This is a genomic window from Blautia sp. MB18-30, from assembly GCF_023669475.1.
GTDB classification, from domain to species: domain Bacteria; phylum Bacillota; class Clostridia; order Lachnospirales; family Lachnospiraceae; genus Blautia_A; species Blautia_A fusiformis.
This window is the reverse complement of sequence record NZ_JAMOYY010000007.1, coordinates 71,391-87,457: the sequence shown is the minus strand read 5'-3', so window position 1 is coordinate 87,457 and position 16,067 is coordinate 71,391. Positions and strand designations below refer to the sequence as shown.

Annotated in this window: 14 protein-coding genes; 13 read left to right on the top strand and 1 reads right to left on the bottom strand. The window is 46.9% G+C overall.

Going from position 1 to position 16,067, the window contains the following annotated elements:
- Nucleotides 1–39: 39 nt before the first annotated feature.
- The 12 genes from NCY57_RS05080 (at nt 40) to NCY57_RS05025 (ending at nt 14,005) form a co-directional block, all read left to right on the top strand.
- Nucleotides 40–957: a nucleotidyltransferase family protein gene (locus NCY57_RS05080; protein WP_173739747.1), complete on the top strand. Its 918-nt coding sequence runs from the start codon at nt 40–42 to the stop codon at nt 955–957.
- A 14-nt stretch (nt 958–971) separates the two neighbouring features.
- The gene (gene glmM, locus NCY57_RS05075; protein WP_173739746.1) at nt 972–2,318 is read left to right on the top strand and encodes a phosphoglucosamine mutase; all 1,347 of its coding nucleotides are present in this window, start codon (nt 972–974) and stop codon (nt 2,316–2,318) included.
- Between the two features lie 8 nt (nt 2,319–2,326).
- Nucleotides 2,327–3,385: a tetratricopeptide repeat protein gene (locus tag NCY57_RS05070; RefSeq protein WP_022426860.1), complete on the top strand. Its 1,059-nt coding sequence runs from the start codon at nt 2,327–2,329 to the stop codon at nt 3,383–3,385.
- Nucleotide 3,386: 1 nt separating this feature from the next.
- Nucleotides 3,387–4,622 (top strand): GTPase HflX, encoded by a 1,236-nt coding sequence (gene hflX, locus NCY57_RS05065; RefSeq protein ID WP_022426861.1) that lies wholly within the window; start codon nt 3,387–3,389, stop codon nt 4,620–4,622.
- A gap of 214 nt (nt 4,623–4,836) precedes the next feature.
- Nucleotides 4,837–7,209, top strand: a complete 2,373-nt coding sequence (locus NCY57_RS05060; protein WP_250789529.1) for a ribonucleoside triphosphate reductase — start codon at nt 4,837–4,839, stop codon at nt 7,207–7,209.
- Between the two features lie 334 nt (nt 7,210–7,543).
- Nucleotides 7,544–7,984, top strand: a complete 441-nt coding sequence (locus tag NCY57_RS05055; RefSeq protein WP_015526141.1) for an ACT domain-containing protein — start codon at nt 7,544–7,546, stop codon at nt 7,982–7,984.
- Nucleotides 7,985–8,011: 27 nt separating this feature from the next.
- Nucleotides 8,012–8,683: a response regulator transcription factor gene (locus NCY57_RS05050; RefSeq protein ID WP_022426863.1), complete on the top strand. Its 672-nt coding sequence runs from the start codon at nt 8,012–8,014 to the stop codon at nt 8,681–8,683.
- A 7-nt stretch (nt 8,684–8,690) separates the two neighbouring features.
- Nucleotides 8,691–9,749: a sensor histidine kinase gene (locus NCY57_RS05045; protein ID WP_022426864.1), complete on the top strand. Its 1,059-nt coding sequence runs from the start codon at nt 8,691–8,693 to the stop codon at nt 9,747–9,749.
- A gap of 186 nt (nt 9,750–9,935) precedes the next feature.
- Nucleotides 9,936–10,703: an ABC transporter ATP-binding protein gene (locus NCY57_RS05040; protein WP_015526139.1), complete on the top strand. Its 768-nt coding sequence runs from the start codon at nt 9,936–9,938 to the stop codon at nt 10,701–10,703.
- On the top strand, nt 10,696–12,717 hold the full coding sequence (locus tag NCY57_RS05035; RefSeq protein WP_022426865.1) for an ABC transporter permease: 2,022 nt from the start codon (nt 10,696–10,698) through the stop codon (nt 12,715–12,717). The genes NCY57_RS05040 and NCY57_RS05035 overlap by 8 nt, the downstream gene beginning before the upstream one ends.
- A 264-nt stretch (nt 12,718–12,981) precedes the next feature.
- Nucleotides 12,982–13,701, top strand: a complete 720-nt coding sequence (locus NCY57_RS05030) for an AzlC family ABC transporter permease (protein WP_015526136.1) — start codon at nt 12,982–12,984, stop codon at nt 13,699–13,701.
- Complete coding sequence (locus NCY57_RS05025) at nt 13,691–14,005, top strand: AzlD domain-containing protein (RefSeq protein ID WP_015526135.1); 315 nt, start codon at nt 13,691–13,693, stop codon at nt 14,003–14,005. The genes NCY57_RS05030 and NCY57_RS05025 overlap by 11 nt, the downstream gene beginning before the upstream one ends.
- A 49-nt stretch (nt 14,006–14,054) precedes the next feature.
- Here NCY57_RS05025 and dapF read toward each other — a convergent pair whose 3' ends face one another.
- Nucleotides 14,055–14,909: a diaminopimelate epimerase gene (gene dapF / locus NCY57_RS05020; RefSeq protein ID WP_015526134.1), complete on the bottom strand. Its 855-nt coding sequence runs from the start codon at nt 14,907–14,909 to the stop codon at nt 14,055–14,057.
- 344 nt (nt 14,910–15,253) lie between these two features.
- Here dapF and NCY57_RS05015 point away from each other — a divergent pair, with 344 nt between their 5' ends.
- A complete protein-coding gene (locus NCY57_RS05015) occupies nt 15,254–16,030 on the top strand; it encodes a transporter substrate-binding domain-containing protein (protein ID WP_015526132.1) in 777 nt (258 codons plus the stop codon).
- Nucleotides 16,031–16,067 lie beyond the last annotated feature (37 nt).

Below are 16,067 nucleotides of genomic sequence, written 5' to 3'. Positions count from 1 at the left end.
AGAGTTCAAAAAATTATAATAAATCAGGAGGAAACGAAAATGAAAAAGACAGCACTGGTGATCATGGCAGCCGGTATCGGCAGCCGTTTTGGAAAAGGAATCAAGCAGCTTGCACCGGTAGGCCCGAAGGGCGAGATCATTATGGACTATTCCATCCATGATGCACTGGAGGCAGGATTCAACAAGGTCGTATTTATCATCCGCAAAGACCTTGAAGATGAATTCAAAAAAGTGATCGGAGACCGTATCTCCAACATTACAGAAGTTGCTTATGCATTCCAGGAGATCGACGATCTTCCGGGCAATTTTACAAAACCGGCGGACCGTACCAAGCCATGGGGAACCGGACATGCTGTACTGGCAGCAAAGAAAGTCCTTTCCGAGCCATTCGCTGTGATCAATGCAGATGACTACTACGGAAAAGAAGCCTACGTAAAGGTGCATGACTACCTGGTACAGGATCATCCGCAGGATGGCCCGATGCACATCTGCATGGCAGGTTTCCGCCTTGGAAATACATTAAGTGACAACGGAAGCGTCACAAGAGGAGTGTGCCATATTGAGGACGGCAAGCTTGTGGGCGTTACAGAGACACATAACATCTTCAAGACAGCAGGCGGCGCAGAGACAAGAAATGACGATGGTACAGCAGAAACACTGGATACAAAGAGCCTTGTTTCCATGAATATGTGGGGACTGACACCGGAATTTATGGAGATCCTTGAGAAAGGCTTCGTTGAGTTTCTTGGCGGGATCAAAGAGGGAGACATCAAAAAAGAGTATCTTCTTCCTGAGCTTATCGACCAGCTGATCCATTCCGGAAAAGCAGCGGTAGATGTTCTTGAGACAAAGGACGAGTGGTTCGGTGTTACCTATCAGGAGGATAAGGCATCTGTACAGGCTGCATTCAAAAAACTTACAGATGACGGCGTTTATCCGGAAGGACTGTATCAGTAATAAAGGAGAACATTATGGGTAAATATTTCGGAACAGATGGTTTTCGTGGTGAAGCAAATGTAAAACTTACAGCAGATCATGCATTTCGTGTGGGACGTTATCTCGGCTGGTATTACGGCAGAGATCACAAGGCGAAGATCGTGATCGGCAAGGATACAAGAAGAAGCAGTTACATGTTTGAGTATGCCCTTGCGGCAGGACTTACCGCATCCGGAGCAGATGCCTATCTGCTTCATGTAACCACAACTCCAAGTGTATCCTATGTGGTACGTACAGAAGATTTTGACTGCGGTATCATGATTTCCGCAAGCCATAATCCGTTTAATGATAATGGAATCAAGGTCCTTAATGAGAACGGACAGAAGATTTCCGCAGATATTGAAGCACGTATCGAGGCATATCTGGACGGCGAGATCGAGGAGCTTCCGCTGGCAACCGGAGAAGATATCGGCTGTACTGTGGATTTTGCATCCGGAAGAAACCGTTATATCGGACATCTGATCTCTATCCCATGCCATGATTTCAAAAATATCAAGGTTGGGCTGGATTGCTCCAACGGAAGCTCATCCGCCATTGCCAAGAGCGTTTTTGACGCACTTCGTGCAAAAACCTATGTGATCAACAATGAGCCAAACGGAATCAACATCAACCGTGGCTGCGGTTCCACACACATTGAAGTTCTGAGACAGTTCGTGGTAGATAAAGGTCTGGATATCGGTTTTGCATACGATGGTGACGCAGACCGCTGTATCGCCGTAGACCACCGCGGAAACATCATTGACGGTGATAAGATCATGTATGTGTGCGGCAAATATTTAAGAGAGAAAGGCCAGCTCAACGGAAATACAGTTGTAACAACCGTTATGTCCAATCTTGGTCTTTACAAGTCTCTGGAGCGTGAAGGCATTGACTATGAGCAGACTGCAGTTGGTGACAAATACGTTGCCGAGAACATGATGGAAAACAATTACAGTATCGGTGGTGAACAGTCCGGACATATCATCTTTAGCCGCTATTCCGCTACCGGTGACGGGATACTGACTTCTCTTATGATCATGGAGGCATGTGTGGATCAGAAGTCCACACTCTGCGACCTTGCAAAGGAGATGAAGGTTTATCCGCAGCTTCTCCGGAATGTGCGTGTTTCCGACAAGAAAACAGCACTGGAGAACGAAAAGGTAAAAGCAGCCATTGAGGCAGCCGCAGAGGCACTTGACGATGACGGACGTATCCTGGTACGTGAGAGTGGTACAGAGCCGCTGATCCGTGTTATGGTAGAAGCGGGAACGGATGATCTCTGCCATAAATATGTAGATAGTGTTGTTGATGTGATGGAAGCCGAAGGGCTTGTTGTAGAATAAGGAATTCCATGAAAAAAACAAAGACCGTATTGATTCTTGCAGCCGTTACAGGAGCCTTGCTTCTGGGCGGCTGTGGCAGTGAAAAAACAAAAATATATGAACAGGCCGGAAAGGATCTTTCCCAGGGAAGCTACAAGTATGCCCTGGAGGAGTACCAGAGCTCGATCCAGAACGGAGTGAAGCTGGCACAGTCCTATCGCGGGGCAGGTATCGCAAGCCTGCGTCTTGGTAAATATGAGGATGCGGTGAATAGCTTCACGGAAGCTCTGAACTGCGATAAAGTAAGCAAAAGCCTTCGTAAGGATATCCTGTCCTACCGGGCTACTGCAGAGCTGAAGTCTGGAAAATACGAGGATGCCATGGCAGACTGCCAGACACTTGGAGAAGATTTTTCCATGGATGCAGGCAGTTATTTCCTCACCGGAAAGGTTGCCCTTGCCATGGATTCCTACGAAGAAGCCGCATCTAACTTCAAACAGGCCTATGGAGAAGATTCCACCTATGATATGGCGATCGAGATCTATGAGGCATATCTGGACAAGGATATGGAAGCGGACGGAACCAGATATCTGGAAGCTGCTCTTTCTTCTGAGGCCAAGGATGCCCAGGACCACTGTGACAGAGGCCGTGTCTACTACTATATGGAAGACTACAGCAACGCAAAAAAAGAGCTTCTGGAAGCAACCAAGAAGGATAATACGGAAGCATTGCTTCTTCTGGGAATGGTATATCTGGCCCAGGATGATGTGGAAAATGCTCAGGCAATGTACAAACAGTATATTTCCGCAGTGGGTGATTCCGCCAAGGGCTATAATGGTCTGGCACTGTGCGATATCCGAAGCGGAGATTATGATTCCGCTCTTGATAACATCACAAAAGGCCTTCCGACAGCTACCACAGACGAGATGCAGAGTCTTCTGTTCAATGAGATCGTAGCCTATGAAAAAAAGCTGGATTTTGCTACTGCACTGACCAAGGTCCAGGAATATATTGAGATGTTCCCTGAAGATTCCGCTGCAAAAAAAGAGCGGGCTTTCCTGAAAACCAGAACGTCTTCGGAGGGCTGATATGGAATATTTTGAGGAAATACAGGACAGGGTTATCCTGATCGGTGTCCAGGCAGATCGGGGGGATGACATGGAGGAATCCCTGGATGAGCTTGGAGAACTTGCGGCTACGGCAGGTGCGGCGGTTGCAGGCAGGATCATTCAGAATCGTGAGGCCGTACATCCGGGCACCTATATCGGAAAAGGCAAGATCGAAGAGGTAAAAGGTCTTCTCTATGCCCTGGATGCCAATGGTGTGATCTGTGACGATGAGCTTTCTCCTGCCCAGATGAATAATCTGGAGCGGGAGCTGGAGTGTAAGGTTATGGATCGTACCCTGCTGATCCTTGACATTTTTGCGAAGCGTGCCGTCACAAGTGAAGGCAAGATCCAGGTAGAGCTTGCACAGCTTCGTTACCGGTCTGCACGTCTTGTGGGACTACGTTCTTCTCTTTCGCGACTTGGAGGAGGAATCGGAACCAGAGGCCCTGGTGAGAAAAAGCTGGAGACAGACCGTCGTCTGATCCGGAACAGGATATCCGCACTGAAGCAGGAGCTTTCCCAGGTAGAAAAGCACAGAGAGCTGATCCGTTCCAGAAGAGCTGTGGGAAATCTGAAGACAGCAGCCATTGTTGGCTATACCAATGCAGGAAAGTCAACACTTCTGAATACACTGACAGGCGCTTCGGTGCTTTCGGAGGATAAGCTGTTTGCCACACTGGATCCGACTACCCGTCTTCTGACACTGGATGACGGACAGCAGCTTCTTCTTACGGATACCGTAGGCTTTATCCGCAAGCTTCCCCACAATCTGGTGGAAGCCTTCAAGAGTACCCTGGAGGAAGCCAAATATGCGGATTATATCATTCATGTGGTAGATGCATCCAATCCTCAGGCGGAGATGCAGATGCATATCGTATATGAAACCCTGAAAGAGCTTGGTGCCCTTGGAAAAAAGACGATCACACTTTTTAACAAGCAGGACCGTGTTTCCGGGGAGAGCTTTCGGGATCTCCGAGCAGACCATACGCTGAAGATTTCCGCACGGACAGGAGAGGGGCTTGAGGAATTTAAGCAGCTTCTTTCTGAGATACTGGCAGAAGGACAGATTTATATGGAACGGCTTTTTCCTTATTCGGAGGCCGGTCAGATCCAGCTGATCCGTGAGTATGGACAGCTTCTTTCGGAAGAGTATACCGAAGGAGGGATTGCTGTAAAAGCAAGAGTTCCGCGGGAAATCTATCCGAAAGTCACATAATGTTAAAATATCTACTCAGTACCATATATAGTACCGTGAACAAAACGGGCACTATATATGGTACTTTTTATGTTGACGCAAAGAGGCGTGTCTGATACAATAAGCCTACAGCGCTTTGAACACAGATCGTGAAACGGAGTGTGTTCGTAAGCAGGCAAGTGAGGCGGAATGAAATATCCGCTTATAAATAAATGCATGAGGGAGGCATTTTCTTATGTTTCAGGTAGTAAAAAGAGACGGTGAATTAGACGAATTTAAAATGGGGAAGATCACTGCGGCAATTGATAAGGCATTTGATGCCAAAGGTAAGAATTACAGTTCGGATATGATCGATCTTCTGGGACTTCGTGTTACAGCGGATTTTCAGAATAAGATCGAGAACAACCGGATTTCTGTTGAGGATATCCAGGACAGTGTGGAGAACGTACTGATCCAGGCCGGATATTCTGATGTTGCCAAGGCGTATATCCTTTATCGTAAGCAGCGTGAGAAGATCCGCAATATGAAATCCACCATCCTTGACTATAAAGAAATCGTAAACAGCTATGTAAAGGTTGAGGACTGGCGTGTAAAGGAGAACTCAACGGTTACTTATTCTGTAGGAGGTCTGATCTTAAGCAACTCCGGAGCAGTTACCGCAAACTACTGGCTGTCTGAGATCTACGACAACGAGATCGCAGATGCACACAGAAATGCAGATATCCATATCCATGATCTGTCCATGCTGACCGGTTACTGTGCAGGCTGGTCCCTGAAGCAACTGATTCGAGAGGGACTTGGTGGTATTGAGGGTAAGATCACTTCTGCACCTGCAAAGCATTTAAGTGTACTCTGCAACCAGATGGTGAATTTCCTGGGTATCATGCAGAACGAATGGGCGGGCGCACAGGCATTTTCATCCTTTGATACTTATCTGGCACCTTTTGTAAAGGCAGACAACCTTTCCTATCCGGAGGTTAAGAAATGCATTGAGTCCTTTGTATATGGCGTAAATACTCCAAGCCGCTGGGGCACTCAGGCACCATTTTCCAACATTACACTGGACTGGACCGTTCCGGACGACCTTGCAGAGCTTCCGGCTATCGTAGGCGGCAAGGACATGGATTTCAAATACAAAGACTGTAAGAAAGAAATGGATATGGTCAATAAGGCATTTATCGAGACCATGATCGAGGGAGATGCCAACGGACGTGGATTTCAGTATCCGATCCCGACCTACTCCATCACAAAGGAATTCGACTGGTCTGATACCGAGAACAACCGTCTTCTCTTTGAGATGACTTCCAAGTACGGTACTCCGTATTTTTCCAATTATATCAACAGTGATATGAAGCCAAGCGACATCCGCAGCATGTGCTGTCGCCTCCGTCTGGATCTCCGTGAGCTCCGCAAAAAGAGTGGTGGATTCTTTGGCTCCGGTGAGAGTACAGGTTCTGTAGGCGTTGTTACCATCAATATGCCGCGTATCGCATACCTTTCCAGAACGCCGAAGGAATTTTATCAGCACCTGGACCACATGATGGATATTTCCGCAAGATCTCTTCATATCAAGAGAGATGTGATCAGCAGGCTTCTGGATGAGGGACTGTATCCGTACACGAAGAGATATCTTGGAAGCTTTGACAATCATTTTTCCACCATCGGTCTTGTGGGAATGAACGAAGCGGGCTTAAATGCCTGCTGGCTGAAAAAAGACATGACAGATCCGGAAACCCAGAAGTTTACAAAAGAGGTTCTGGAGCATATGAGAAGTCGTCTTTCAGACTATCAGGAGCAGTATCCGGGAGAGCTTTTCAACCTGGAGGCAACACCGGCAGAGTCCACTGCATACCGTCTTGCCAAACACGACAGAAGCCGTTATCCGGATATCAAAACAGCGGGAAAAGAGGGCGACACTCCGTATTACACAAACAGCTCTCATCTGCCGGTTGATTACACTGCGGATATTTTTGACGCACTGGATATTCAGGACGATCTGCAGACTCTGTATACTTCAGGAACCGTATTCCATGCATTCCTTGGGGAGAAGCTTCCGGACTGGAAGGCAGCGGCAGCGCTGGTACGTAAGATCGCAGAGAATTATCGCCTGCCCTATTACACCATCTCACCGACCTATTCCGTATGTCAGGAGCATGGCTACATCAGCGGCGAGCATTTCACCTGCCCGAAATGTGGAAAGAAGGCTGAGGTTTACAGCCGTATCACAGGATATTACCGTCCTGTACAGAACTGGAACGATGGTAAGACCCAGGAGTACAAGAACCGTACCCTCTATGATATTACCCATTCCCATCTGAAAAAGGTCCATACCAGTGTGATGACCATGAAGGGTGACGAGGTGGAGATCCAGCCTGTGGAATCTCATAAATATCTTTTTACGACTAGCACTTGTCCGAATTGCCGTATGGCAAAGAAAATGCTGGAAGGCGAAGAGCTGGAGATTATCGATGCTGAGCAGAATCCCGAGCTTGTCAAGCAGTATGGGATCCGTCAGGCCCCGACGCTTGTCATTACTGACGGGGCGAAGGTTAGGAAGTATGTGAATGCTTCTAATATACAGAAGTATGTAGACGAAGAGTTGGATTGAGTTTTTTGCCAAAATAACTGTAAGTAAAAAATGGATGGCTGGACGCATGTCTGTTGGATGTGTGTCTGGCCTTTTTTATATTGGGAATTTTATGTTATGATATTTTATGTTTGAGATTTGGGGCCTGGAAAAGATGGTTGACATTTCATGTCGAGATGGGTATACTTATACCTGAATTTAATGATTAAAAGCGTTACGCTTTAATGTATGAATGTATACGCAAAACGCTCCATCCCGGAAGGGCCCCGCTGGGGAAGGGATTCACTTCCACCAAATTTCATGCTAAAATAAAAAAAGAAAATAAAAAAGAATAACAGAAAAGAGGAAAATTATTATGGTAAAACAGAACATCGTCTTCGTAGAAAACACTCCAGGCAGTCTTCAGAAAGTTACAAAGATTCTTGCAGAGAATCAGATCGATATCTACGGTTTCGGCTGCTTTGACGCACCGGAGTTTGCAAACTTCCGTATGGTATGCGACAATCCGGAAAGAGCAGATGAGATCATGGCTGAGCATGGATACATGACTCGTATCACACAGGCTATCCTGGTAGACCTTCAGGATGAGATCGGTGGGTTAGACAAGCTTCTTAGTGTCATGGGCGACAGCAACGTAAACCTTCATTACATCTACACCTTCTTCCACAGAGGCCTGAAAGTTCCGGTAGCGATCATGCACTGTGAGGATCTTCTGGTTGCAGAGAGTGTTCTCCGTAACAATGGATTCCAGGTTCTGAACCGCCTGGTAGATCCGGATGGAGAAGCAGAGGCGTAATCAATCGCATAAAAGGGACAAACAGGAATGAAGTATCGTATTTTTATTGTAGAAGATGACGAAACAATCGCGAATCTTCTGAAAAAGCATCTCAGTTCCTGGGGATATGACGTTTTTCTGGCTGAGGATTTTTCCAATATACTGCAGGAATTTGCGGGGAAAGATCCTCAGCTTGTTCTTCTGGATCTGAAACTTCCATTTTATAATGGCTTTCACTGGTGTGAGGAAATCCGAAAGGTTTCCCAGGTGCCGGTGATCTTCATCTCCTCCGCAGCGGATAACATGAACATGGTCATGGCCATGAGCCGTGGAGCCGATGACTTTATTGCCAAGCCTTTTGATATGGACGTACTGGTGGCCAAGATCCAGGCAATCCTCCGCAGAACCTATTCCTTCGGAAACCCGGGAAATGTCCTGGAACATAAAGGCGCGGTTCTCAATCTTTCCAGAGCGACACTGACCTGGAACGGGGAGGAGACGGAACTGACCAGAAATGAACTGCGTATCCTGGAACTGCTTTTTTCCCAGGCAGGGAAACCGGTATCCAGAGATGCCATTATGACAAAACTGTGGGAAAGTGACAGCTTTGTGGATGACAACACCCTGACCGTAAACATTACACGCCTTCGCAAAAAACTGGAGGCGGCAGGCCTTGTGGATTTTATCATCACGCGAAAAGGTCTTGGATATATGGTGTGAGGTTTTTATGGAATCATTTCGAGCATATTTAAAACAGACAAAAATTTTTTTCATCGCCTGTGTTTTTATGGCGGCTGTGTCGACAGCAGTGATCTGCCTGTACCAGCTTCCCCTGGAGGCGGCGGTCTATCTGGCAGTTCTGTGGCTGGGAGCAGGAGCTGCCGTTTTTTTATACGGTTATGCCTGTTACAGACAGAAGGTGCAGAACTTAATCCTGGTGGAAAAAGCTCCGGAGATTAATCTGGACCGGCTGGGCGAGACCACCGATGAGGTGGAGCTTCTTTACAGGGATATCATCCGGAAACTGGACGGCATGCGGATGGGTGCGGAGACAGAACGGCAGCGTTCTCTGGAAGAAATGACCGATTACTACACTATGTGGGCACATCAGATCAAGACGCCGATCTTTGCTCTACGCCTGCTGCTTCGGGAGGAGCCGGAGGAGAACCGGGAGTCCGGGGCACAGCTTTTTCGCATTGAACAGTATGTGGAGATGGTGTTGGGCTACCTTCGCACGGAGGACATGTCCGCCGATCTGAAGCTGACCCGATGCTCGCTGGATCGGATCATCCGGGAGCAGATCCATAAATACGCAGGGATCTTTGTGTCAAAAAAGCTTTCGTTATCATATGAGGGGACAGATGCGATCGTTCTTACCGATGAAAAATGGCTTGGTTTTGTCATTGGACAGATTCTTTCCAATGCGTTGAAATATACAAGAACGGGCGGCATTGAAATCTGGCTGGAGGATGAGCGTGGAAACAGGGTATCTGAGAATCCAAATTTGAAGCAGAATACGGCTCCGGGGATTTGTAATACGGCCCCGGCAACTCTGGTCATCGCAGACTCCGGCATCGGAATCCAGCCGGAGGATCTTCCGCGCATCTTCGAAAAAGGCTACACAGGCGTCAATGGACGGGAGGACAACCGTGCTACCGGGATCGGTCTGTATTTAAGCCGGAAGATCCTGAGAAAACTGGGTCACGAGATCACTGTGGATTCCCAGGTGGATAAAGGCACGGAAGTTCGGATGAGCCTGTGGAAAAAAGATCTGGAGATGTATTAACCTTACACAAATGTAAGCTTCCTCCGTAAAATGTAAGCCACTTCGATGGCAGCCGCCGGAGAATTTTCTTATACTGAAACCATAACATAGCGTTTCGGGTAATTCTTACATCAGGTTCGATCGCTTTAGAACATGATGCACGACTCCCTGGATCGCTGTAAATACAGATAAGAAAGGAATTAGCGTATGGCATTACTGGAAGTAACAAATGTAAAAAAGATATACAGCACCCGCTTCGGCGGAAATAAAGTGCAGGCACTTTTCAATGTGACATTTTCGGTGGAAGAAGGAGAATATGTGGCGATCATGGGAGAGTCCGGTTCCGGAAAAACAACACTTCTGAATATTCTGGCAGCCCTGGACCGCCCCACATCCGGCGAAGTGCTTCTGGAAGGAAAAAGCATTACTCACCTGACAGAAAAAGAAATTTCCGCATTCCGTCGGAAGAACTTAGGCTTCGTGTTCCAGGATTTCAATCTTCTGGACACCTTCAGCCTCCGGGACAATATTTATCTTCCTCTCGTGCTGGCAGGGGAAGATTATCAGGAGATGGAGCAGAAGATCCGTCCCATTGCAAAAGCCCTTCACATCAACCAGCTTCTGGAAAAATTCCCCTACGAGGTTTCCGGCGGACAGAAGCAGAGAGCAGCAGTTGCAAGGGCACTGATCACAGATCCGAAGCTGATCCTTGCGGACGAACCGACCGGAGCCCTGGATTCCCGTGCAGCCTCCGATCTTCTTTCCATGTTCAATGAGGTAAATCGGGAAGGCCAGACCATTCTCATGGTAACTCACAGCGCGCAGGCCGCCAGCCACGCATCCAGAGTACTTTTTATCAAGGATGGCGAAGTGTTCCACCAGATCTACCGTGGCACAAAAACAAGACAGGAAATGTACCAGATGATTGCAGATACCCTGACGATCCTTACGACAGGCGGTGAGACCTATGCGTAAAGGAATGTTTGGAAAACTGGCAGTGCAGAACATCCGGAATAACCGGAGCACCTATGTTCCCTATATGCTTACCTGCATTTTCTGCATTGCCATGATGTATATGATGGAATTTCTGCGGGACTGTCCCACATTGGAGAAAGCAGTGCCCCAGGCAGCAGAAGTGAGGATGATCGTAGGAACCGGTGAAGTGGTTGTTGGAATTTTCTGCGTTATCTTTCTGATCTACAGCAACAGTTTTCTCATGAAACACAGACAGAAAGAAATCGGGCTTTACAACATTCTGGGACTGGAAAAAGGCCATATCGGAAAAGTGATGTTTCTGGAAACAAGCATGACTTCGCTGCTTTCTCTGACGGCAGGGATCGGGATTGGCATCCTTGGAAGCAAGCTCTCCCTGCTTTTGCTTTTCCGTTTTCTTCATGTTCCGGCAGTGCTGGGATTTTATGTTTCCATTACAGGAATCCTGTTTTGCATCGCAGGATTTGGAGGGATTTTTCTTGTTATTCTGGCACTGAATCTTACCAGAGTAAGGATGAATAACCCCATAGAACTTCTGAGAGGCGGAAACACAGGAGAGAAGGAGCCCCGGGCAAAATGGCTCATGGCACTTCTGGGGATGATTTCTCTTGGAGTGGGATATTATCTGGCAGTAACCACGGAATCCCCAATCCAGGCAATTTTCATTTTTCTTCTGGCAGTGATTCTGGTTATGGCAGGAACGTATCTTCTTTTTACCGCAGGAAGCATTGTAATCCTGAAACTTTTGCGAAAGAACAAAAAGTTCTACTATAAAACCGGCAACTTTATCAGTGTCTCCGGCATGATCTATCGTATGAAACAAAATGCGGCAGGCCTGGCCAGCATCTGTATTTTAAGTACAGGAGTGCTCCTGCTTCTTTCTATGACTGTGTCGCTGTATTTTGGAATGGGTGACATCATGGTGAACCGGTATCCTTTTGATACGGATGCCAGGATTTCGGGCATCAGCCAGGAACAGAGTGAACAGATTCAGAAAGTTTTTGCACAGGCAATCAAAAATGATCAGGTGCCGGCAGAAAAAACAGTGGACGAAACTTATCTCGAGATCGGCTGCAGGCAGGAAAAAAACGGTATTATGATCGGACAGGCTTACAGTTACTCAGAAGATGGAAAATCCGTAGATCTGTATACGATCCGTCAGTCTGAGTATGAGAAACTTACCGGTGAAAAAACAGATCTTCACGACGGCGAGATCTTTGCCTGGTATCCGTCTGAAAAGGAAAAAGACATATTAAAAATTGATGACCGGGATTTTGCAGTAAAAAAATGGCTGGAAAAAGCACCTTTAAGTGCCATGAACAATCTGGTATCCAATATGGCGGCAATTGTTGTGACGGATTCCGATTTCGAGTATATTGACGGGCTTCGGACAAAGATGTATGAAGGTCTTGATGCCTACGAGGCTGGAAAAGATCTCACAGTTCATTTGGGTGTAGATATCCGTGGCAGCGGGGAGGAAAAGATCCGGTATGGCCAGGCTGTTTATCAGGCACTGAAAGATTACTGCAGAAGCGGTGGCTTTTCAGAGAATACCATCGTGATCGGTGGTGTCCGCCAGAGTGAGTACGAAACGTATTATGTAGATAATGGAACGATCCTGTTTATTGGAATCTTTTTGGGAGCACTGTTCCTTATGGGAACGGCGATGATCATTTACTACAAACAGATCTCAGAGGGCTACGAAGATCAGGGAAGGTTCCAGATCATGCAGAAAGTAGGTATGAGCCGCAGAGAGGTGAAAGGAGCTATCCGCAGACAGATCCTTCTGGTATTTTTTATCCCGCTTGTGATGGCAATGGTGCATATTTCCATGGCATTTCCGCTGATCCGCCGGCTCCTGCTGCTGTTCGGAATGGCCAATACAAAATTGTACGTGGGCTGCACTGCGGGAACGGTTCTGGCCTTTGCGCTGGTCTATGGACTGATCTACTCCATGACAGCCAGATCTTACTATAAAATAGTGGAAAAAGCATAAAATCGGTGAAAAAGCACAGCTGTGTTTGCTGTGAAGTATTGAAGTTTTGATATGGCAATGCTACAATAAAGGGGCGTGTCAGGAAGCAGAAAAGTTTCCGGACACGCTCTTATTTACATGTACAACGAACTATAGCGATGCACTAATTTATTGGATCGCTGTAAGACGAGACGCTGGTGATCGCTGCACAGATCGGAGAAGCCTGCAAAGGTGCTTTTCATAGTTGCGTTTTATAACGGAATGTACATACAATGGAGGAAATCGATGAAAAGAGAAAGTTTCAGAAAAGGTATGAAGGATGGAGTTCCCATCGCTCTTGGATATTTTGCGGTATCCTTTACCTTTGGCATGATGGCTGTTGCCGGCGGCTTGCGTATCTGGCAGGCAGTTCTGATCTCCCTGACCAACCTGACATCGGCCGGTCAGTTTGCGGGACTGGACATTATTTTTGCGGGAGGCTCCATGTGGGAGATGGCAATGACCCAGCTGATCATCAACCTGAGATACTGCCTGATGTCATTTTCCCTGTCCCAGAAATTCCGGCGTGAGGAGTCCGGTATCCTGAAATACATCGCTGCTTTTGGTATCACCGATGAAATTTTCGGGATCAGTGCGGCCCAGGAGGGAAAGGTCAGCGTATTTTATAATTACGGAGCCATGTGCGTGGCAATTCCCGGATGGACTCTTGGAACTCTGGCAGGAGGAATCTCCGGAAGCCTTTTGCCGGATTTTATGCTTAGTGCGTTGAGCGTTGCCATTTACGGAATGTTCCTGGCCATCATCATCCCGCCGTCCAAAAAGAGCAGACCGGTTCTTGGGGTGGTTGTGGCATCCATGGCAGTCAGTACTGTTTTTGCGGTGACACCGGTGTTAAAACAGGTATCATCCGGATTTATGATCATTATCACAACACTTCTGGTAGCAGGCCTGGCAGCTTATTTCTGCCCGCTGGAAGAGAAAGGGGAAGCCGTTCATGAGTCATAATGTATATCTTTATATCCTGGTGATGGCAATTGTCACCTATCTCATCCGTATGCTGCCCCTTGCTCTTGCAAAAAACGAGATCAGAAGCCCGTTTATCAAGTCCTTTCTGTATTATGTGCCATATGCCTGTCTGGCAGCCATGACCTTCCCGGCCATCCTGAAGGCCACAGACAGCATCATCTCCGGTGCAGCAGGTTTCCTGGTAGCACTTATTGCTGCATATAAGGAAAAAAGCCTGATCACAGTAGCCCTGCTGGCGTGTGCGGCGGTGTTTATCGTGGAGAGGGTTCTGGTATTTATCTGAAAAGTATAATATGCAGGAGGGAGCTTCGAAAAGCTCCCTCCTTTTTCATTTATTCACCTAAAAATCCAAGATCGATCTCTCCGTCAAACACCGTAGTTGCAGGTCCTGTCATATATACAAGGTTTTCATCTCTTTCCCAGGAGATGTTTAAGTCTCCGCCAAGAAGCTGTACAGTAACCGGTTTGCTGCCGTCAACCTTGTCATTGAGGATGGAAGCTACCGTAACTGCGCAGGCGCCTGTGCCGCAGGCAAGGGTTTCTCCGGAGCCACGCTCCCATACACGCATCTTTACGGTGTGGCGGTCGATCACCTGAACAAACTCAGTGTTGACTCTGTCCGGGAAGCATACGTGATTTTCAAAGGACGGGCCGATCTTTTCCAGGTCAAGGCTGTTCACATCGTCTACGTAGATGATGGCATGAGGATTACCCATGGAAACTGCGGTCATGTGATATTCTTTTCCGTCGACGGTGATGGGAGCGTCGATCACCTGCTCGGTTTCGGCAACCACCGGGATCTCTTTTGCAGTGAGAATCGGGGAGCCCATGTTGACTTTTACCATGGAGGCCTTGCCGTCGCGGATAGTAAGATCCACATATTTGATACCGCTTCTTGTGGCGATGCTTAAAGAAGTTTTGTCCACAATGCCGTGGTCATAGACATATTTGGCAACGCAGCGGATACCGTTTCCGCACATGGCACCCTGAGAGCCGTCCAGATTGTACATATCCATCTCGCAGTCTGCAATCTCAGACGGGCGGATCAGGATCAGACCATCGGAACCAATGCCAAAATGACGGTCGCTGACAAATTTTGCCACTGCGGCCGGATCCTTAACAGTTTCCTCGAAACAGTTTACATATACATAATCGTTTCCAATGCCGTGCATTTTCGTGAATTTCATAATAGTAACCTCCTCTTGTTTCTGAATATTATACTTGTTTTTTCTGTTGGAACACAAGACCCCATGGAAAAAACACGCAGGTTTTTTCCATTTGTTGCCTTTAATAGTATAGTATATTGGACAATTGTTATCGAAAAGTGAATTTTCCCTGTGGAATTCCGGTAAATTAGAAGTGGATTTTCGTATTTATGGATTTTATGTGCTTGCATTTTGTCAGAAACATGGTATCATAAAACAAAGTAATATGCATGGAGATGTATAATTATGCTGTACATTACGAATTGGACTGACACAAGCAGAGAGACAGTTAACGTAAAGTACATAGAATTCAGGAGGAAGAAAAAATGAAGAGAAAATTTATGGCACTTGCACTTGCAGCAGCTATGACAGTTTCTATGACATCCGCTGTTTTTGCAGCAGATGAGATCAAGAGCGCAGATGATCTGGAGGGTAAGAAGATCGGTGTTCAGCTTGGAACAACCGGTGATGCAGACGCTACAGAGGTTAAAGACGCAACAGTAGAGAGATACAACAAAGGTAATGACGCTGTTATGGCTCTGAAACAGGGTAAGATTGACTGCGTAGTGATCGACAGCGAGCCTGCTAAGAAATTTGTTGAGAAAAACGATGATCTTGAGATCGTTGAGGATATTTTTGATAAAGAGGAGTATGCAATCTGTCTTTCCAAAGATAATGCAGACCTTACCAAAGAGTTCAACGAAGCGCTGAAGGAGCTGAAGGATGACGGAACTCTGGATTCCATCAGAGATAACTACATCGGTGATGATGCAGGTAAGACACCGTATGAGACTCCTAAGGATGCAGATCACTCCAAGGGAACTCTTACCATGGCAACAAACGCAACCTTCCAGCCATACGAATACTATGACGGAGATAAGATCGTAGGTATTGATGTTGATATCGCTCAGGCTGTCTGCGACAAGCTTGGATATGAGCTGAAGGTCGAGGATATGGAGTTTGATGCGATCGTAAATTCTGTTAAATCCGGAAAAGCTGATTTCGGTGCTGCAGGAATGACAGTAACAGAGGATCGTAAAAAGAGCGTTGATTTCACTGATCCGTACACAACTGCAGAGCAGGTTGTTATTGTAAAGAAATAATTTTGCACAGAGAAATCAGAGGATTCTGAACGGATAA

Coding starts and splice junctions, on each gene's coding strand:
- NCY57_RS05080 (WP_173739747.1), top strand. CDS start 40: ATGAAAAAGACAGCACTGGTGATCATGGCAGCCGGTATCGGCAGCCGT.
- glmM (WP_173739746.1), top strand. CDS start 972: ATGGGTAAATATTTCGGAACAGATGGTTTTCGTGGTGAAGCAAATGTA.
- NCY57_RS05070 (WP_022426860.1), top strand. CDS start 2,327: ATGAAAAAAACAAAGACCGTATTGATTCTTGCAGCCGTTACAGGAGCC.
- hflX (WP_022426861.1), top strand. CDS start 3,387: ATGGAATATTTTGAGGAAATACAGGACAGGGTTATCCTGATCGGTGTC.
- NCY57_RS05060 (WP_250789529.1), top strand. CDS start 4,837: ATGTTTCAGGTAGTAAAAAGAGACGGTGAATTAGACGAATTTAAAATG.
- NCY57_RS05055 (WP_015526141.1), top strand. CDS start 7,544: ATGGTAAAACAGAACATCGTCTTCGTAGAAAACACTCCAGGCAGTCTT.
- NCY57_RS05050 (WP_022426863.1), top strand. CDS start 8,012: ATGAAGTATCGTATTTTTATTGTAGAAGATGACGAAACAATCGCGAAT.
- NCY57_RS05045 (WP_022426864.1), top strand. CDS start 8,691: ATGGAATCATTTCGAGCATATTTAAAACAGACAAAAATTTTTTTCATC.
- NCY57_RS05040 (WP_015526139.1), top strand. CDS start 9,936: ATGGCATTACTGGAAGTAACAAATGTAAAAAAGATATACAGCACCCGC.
- NCY57_RS05035 (WP_022426865.1), top strand. CDS start 10,696: ATGCGTAAAGGAATGTTTGGAAAACTGGCAGTGCAGAACATCCGGAAT.
- NCY57_RS05030 (WP_015526136.1), top strand. CDS start 12,982: ATGAAAAGAGAAAGTTTCAGAAAAGGTATGAAGGATGGAGTTCCCATC.
- NCY57_RS05025 (WP_015526135.1), top strand. CDS start 13,691: ATGAGTCATAATGTATATCTTTATATCCTGGTGATGGCAATTGTCACC.
- dapF (WP_015526134.1), bottom strand. CDS start 14,909: ATGAAATTCACGAAAATGCACGGCATTGGAAACGATTATGTATATGTA.
- NCY57_RS05015 (WP_015526132.1), top strand. CDS start 15,254: ATGAAGAGAAAATTTATGGCACTTGCACTTGCAGCAGCTATGACAGTT.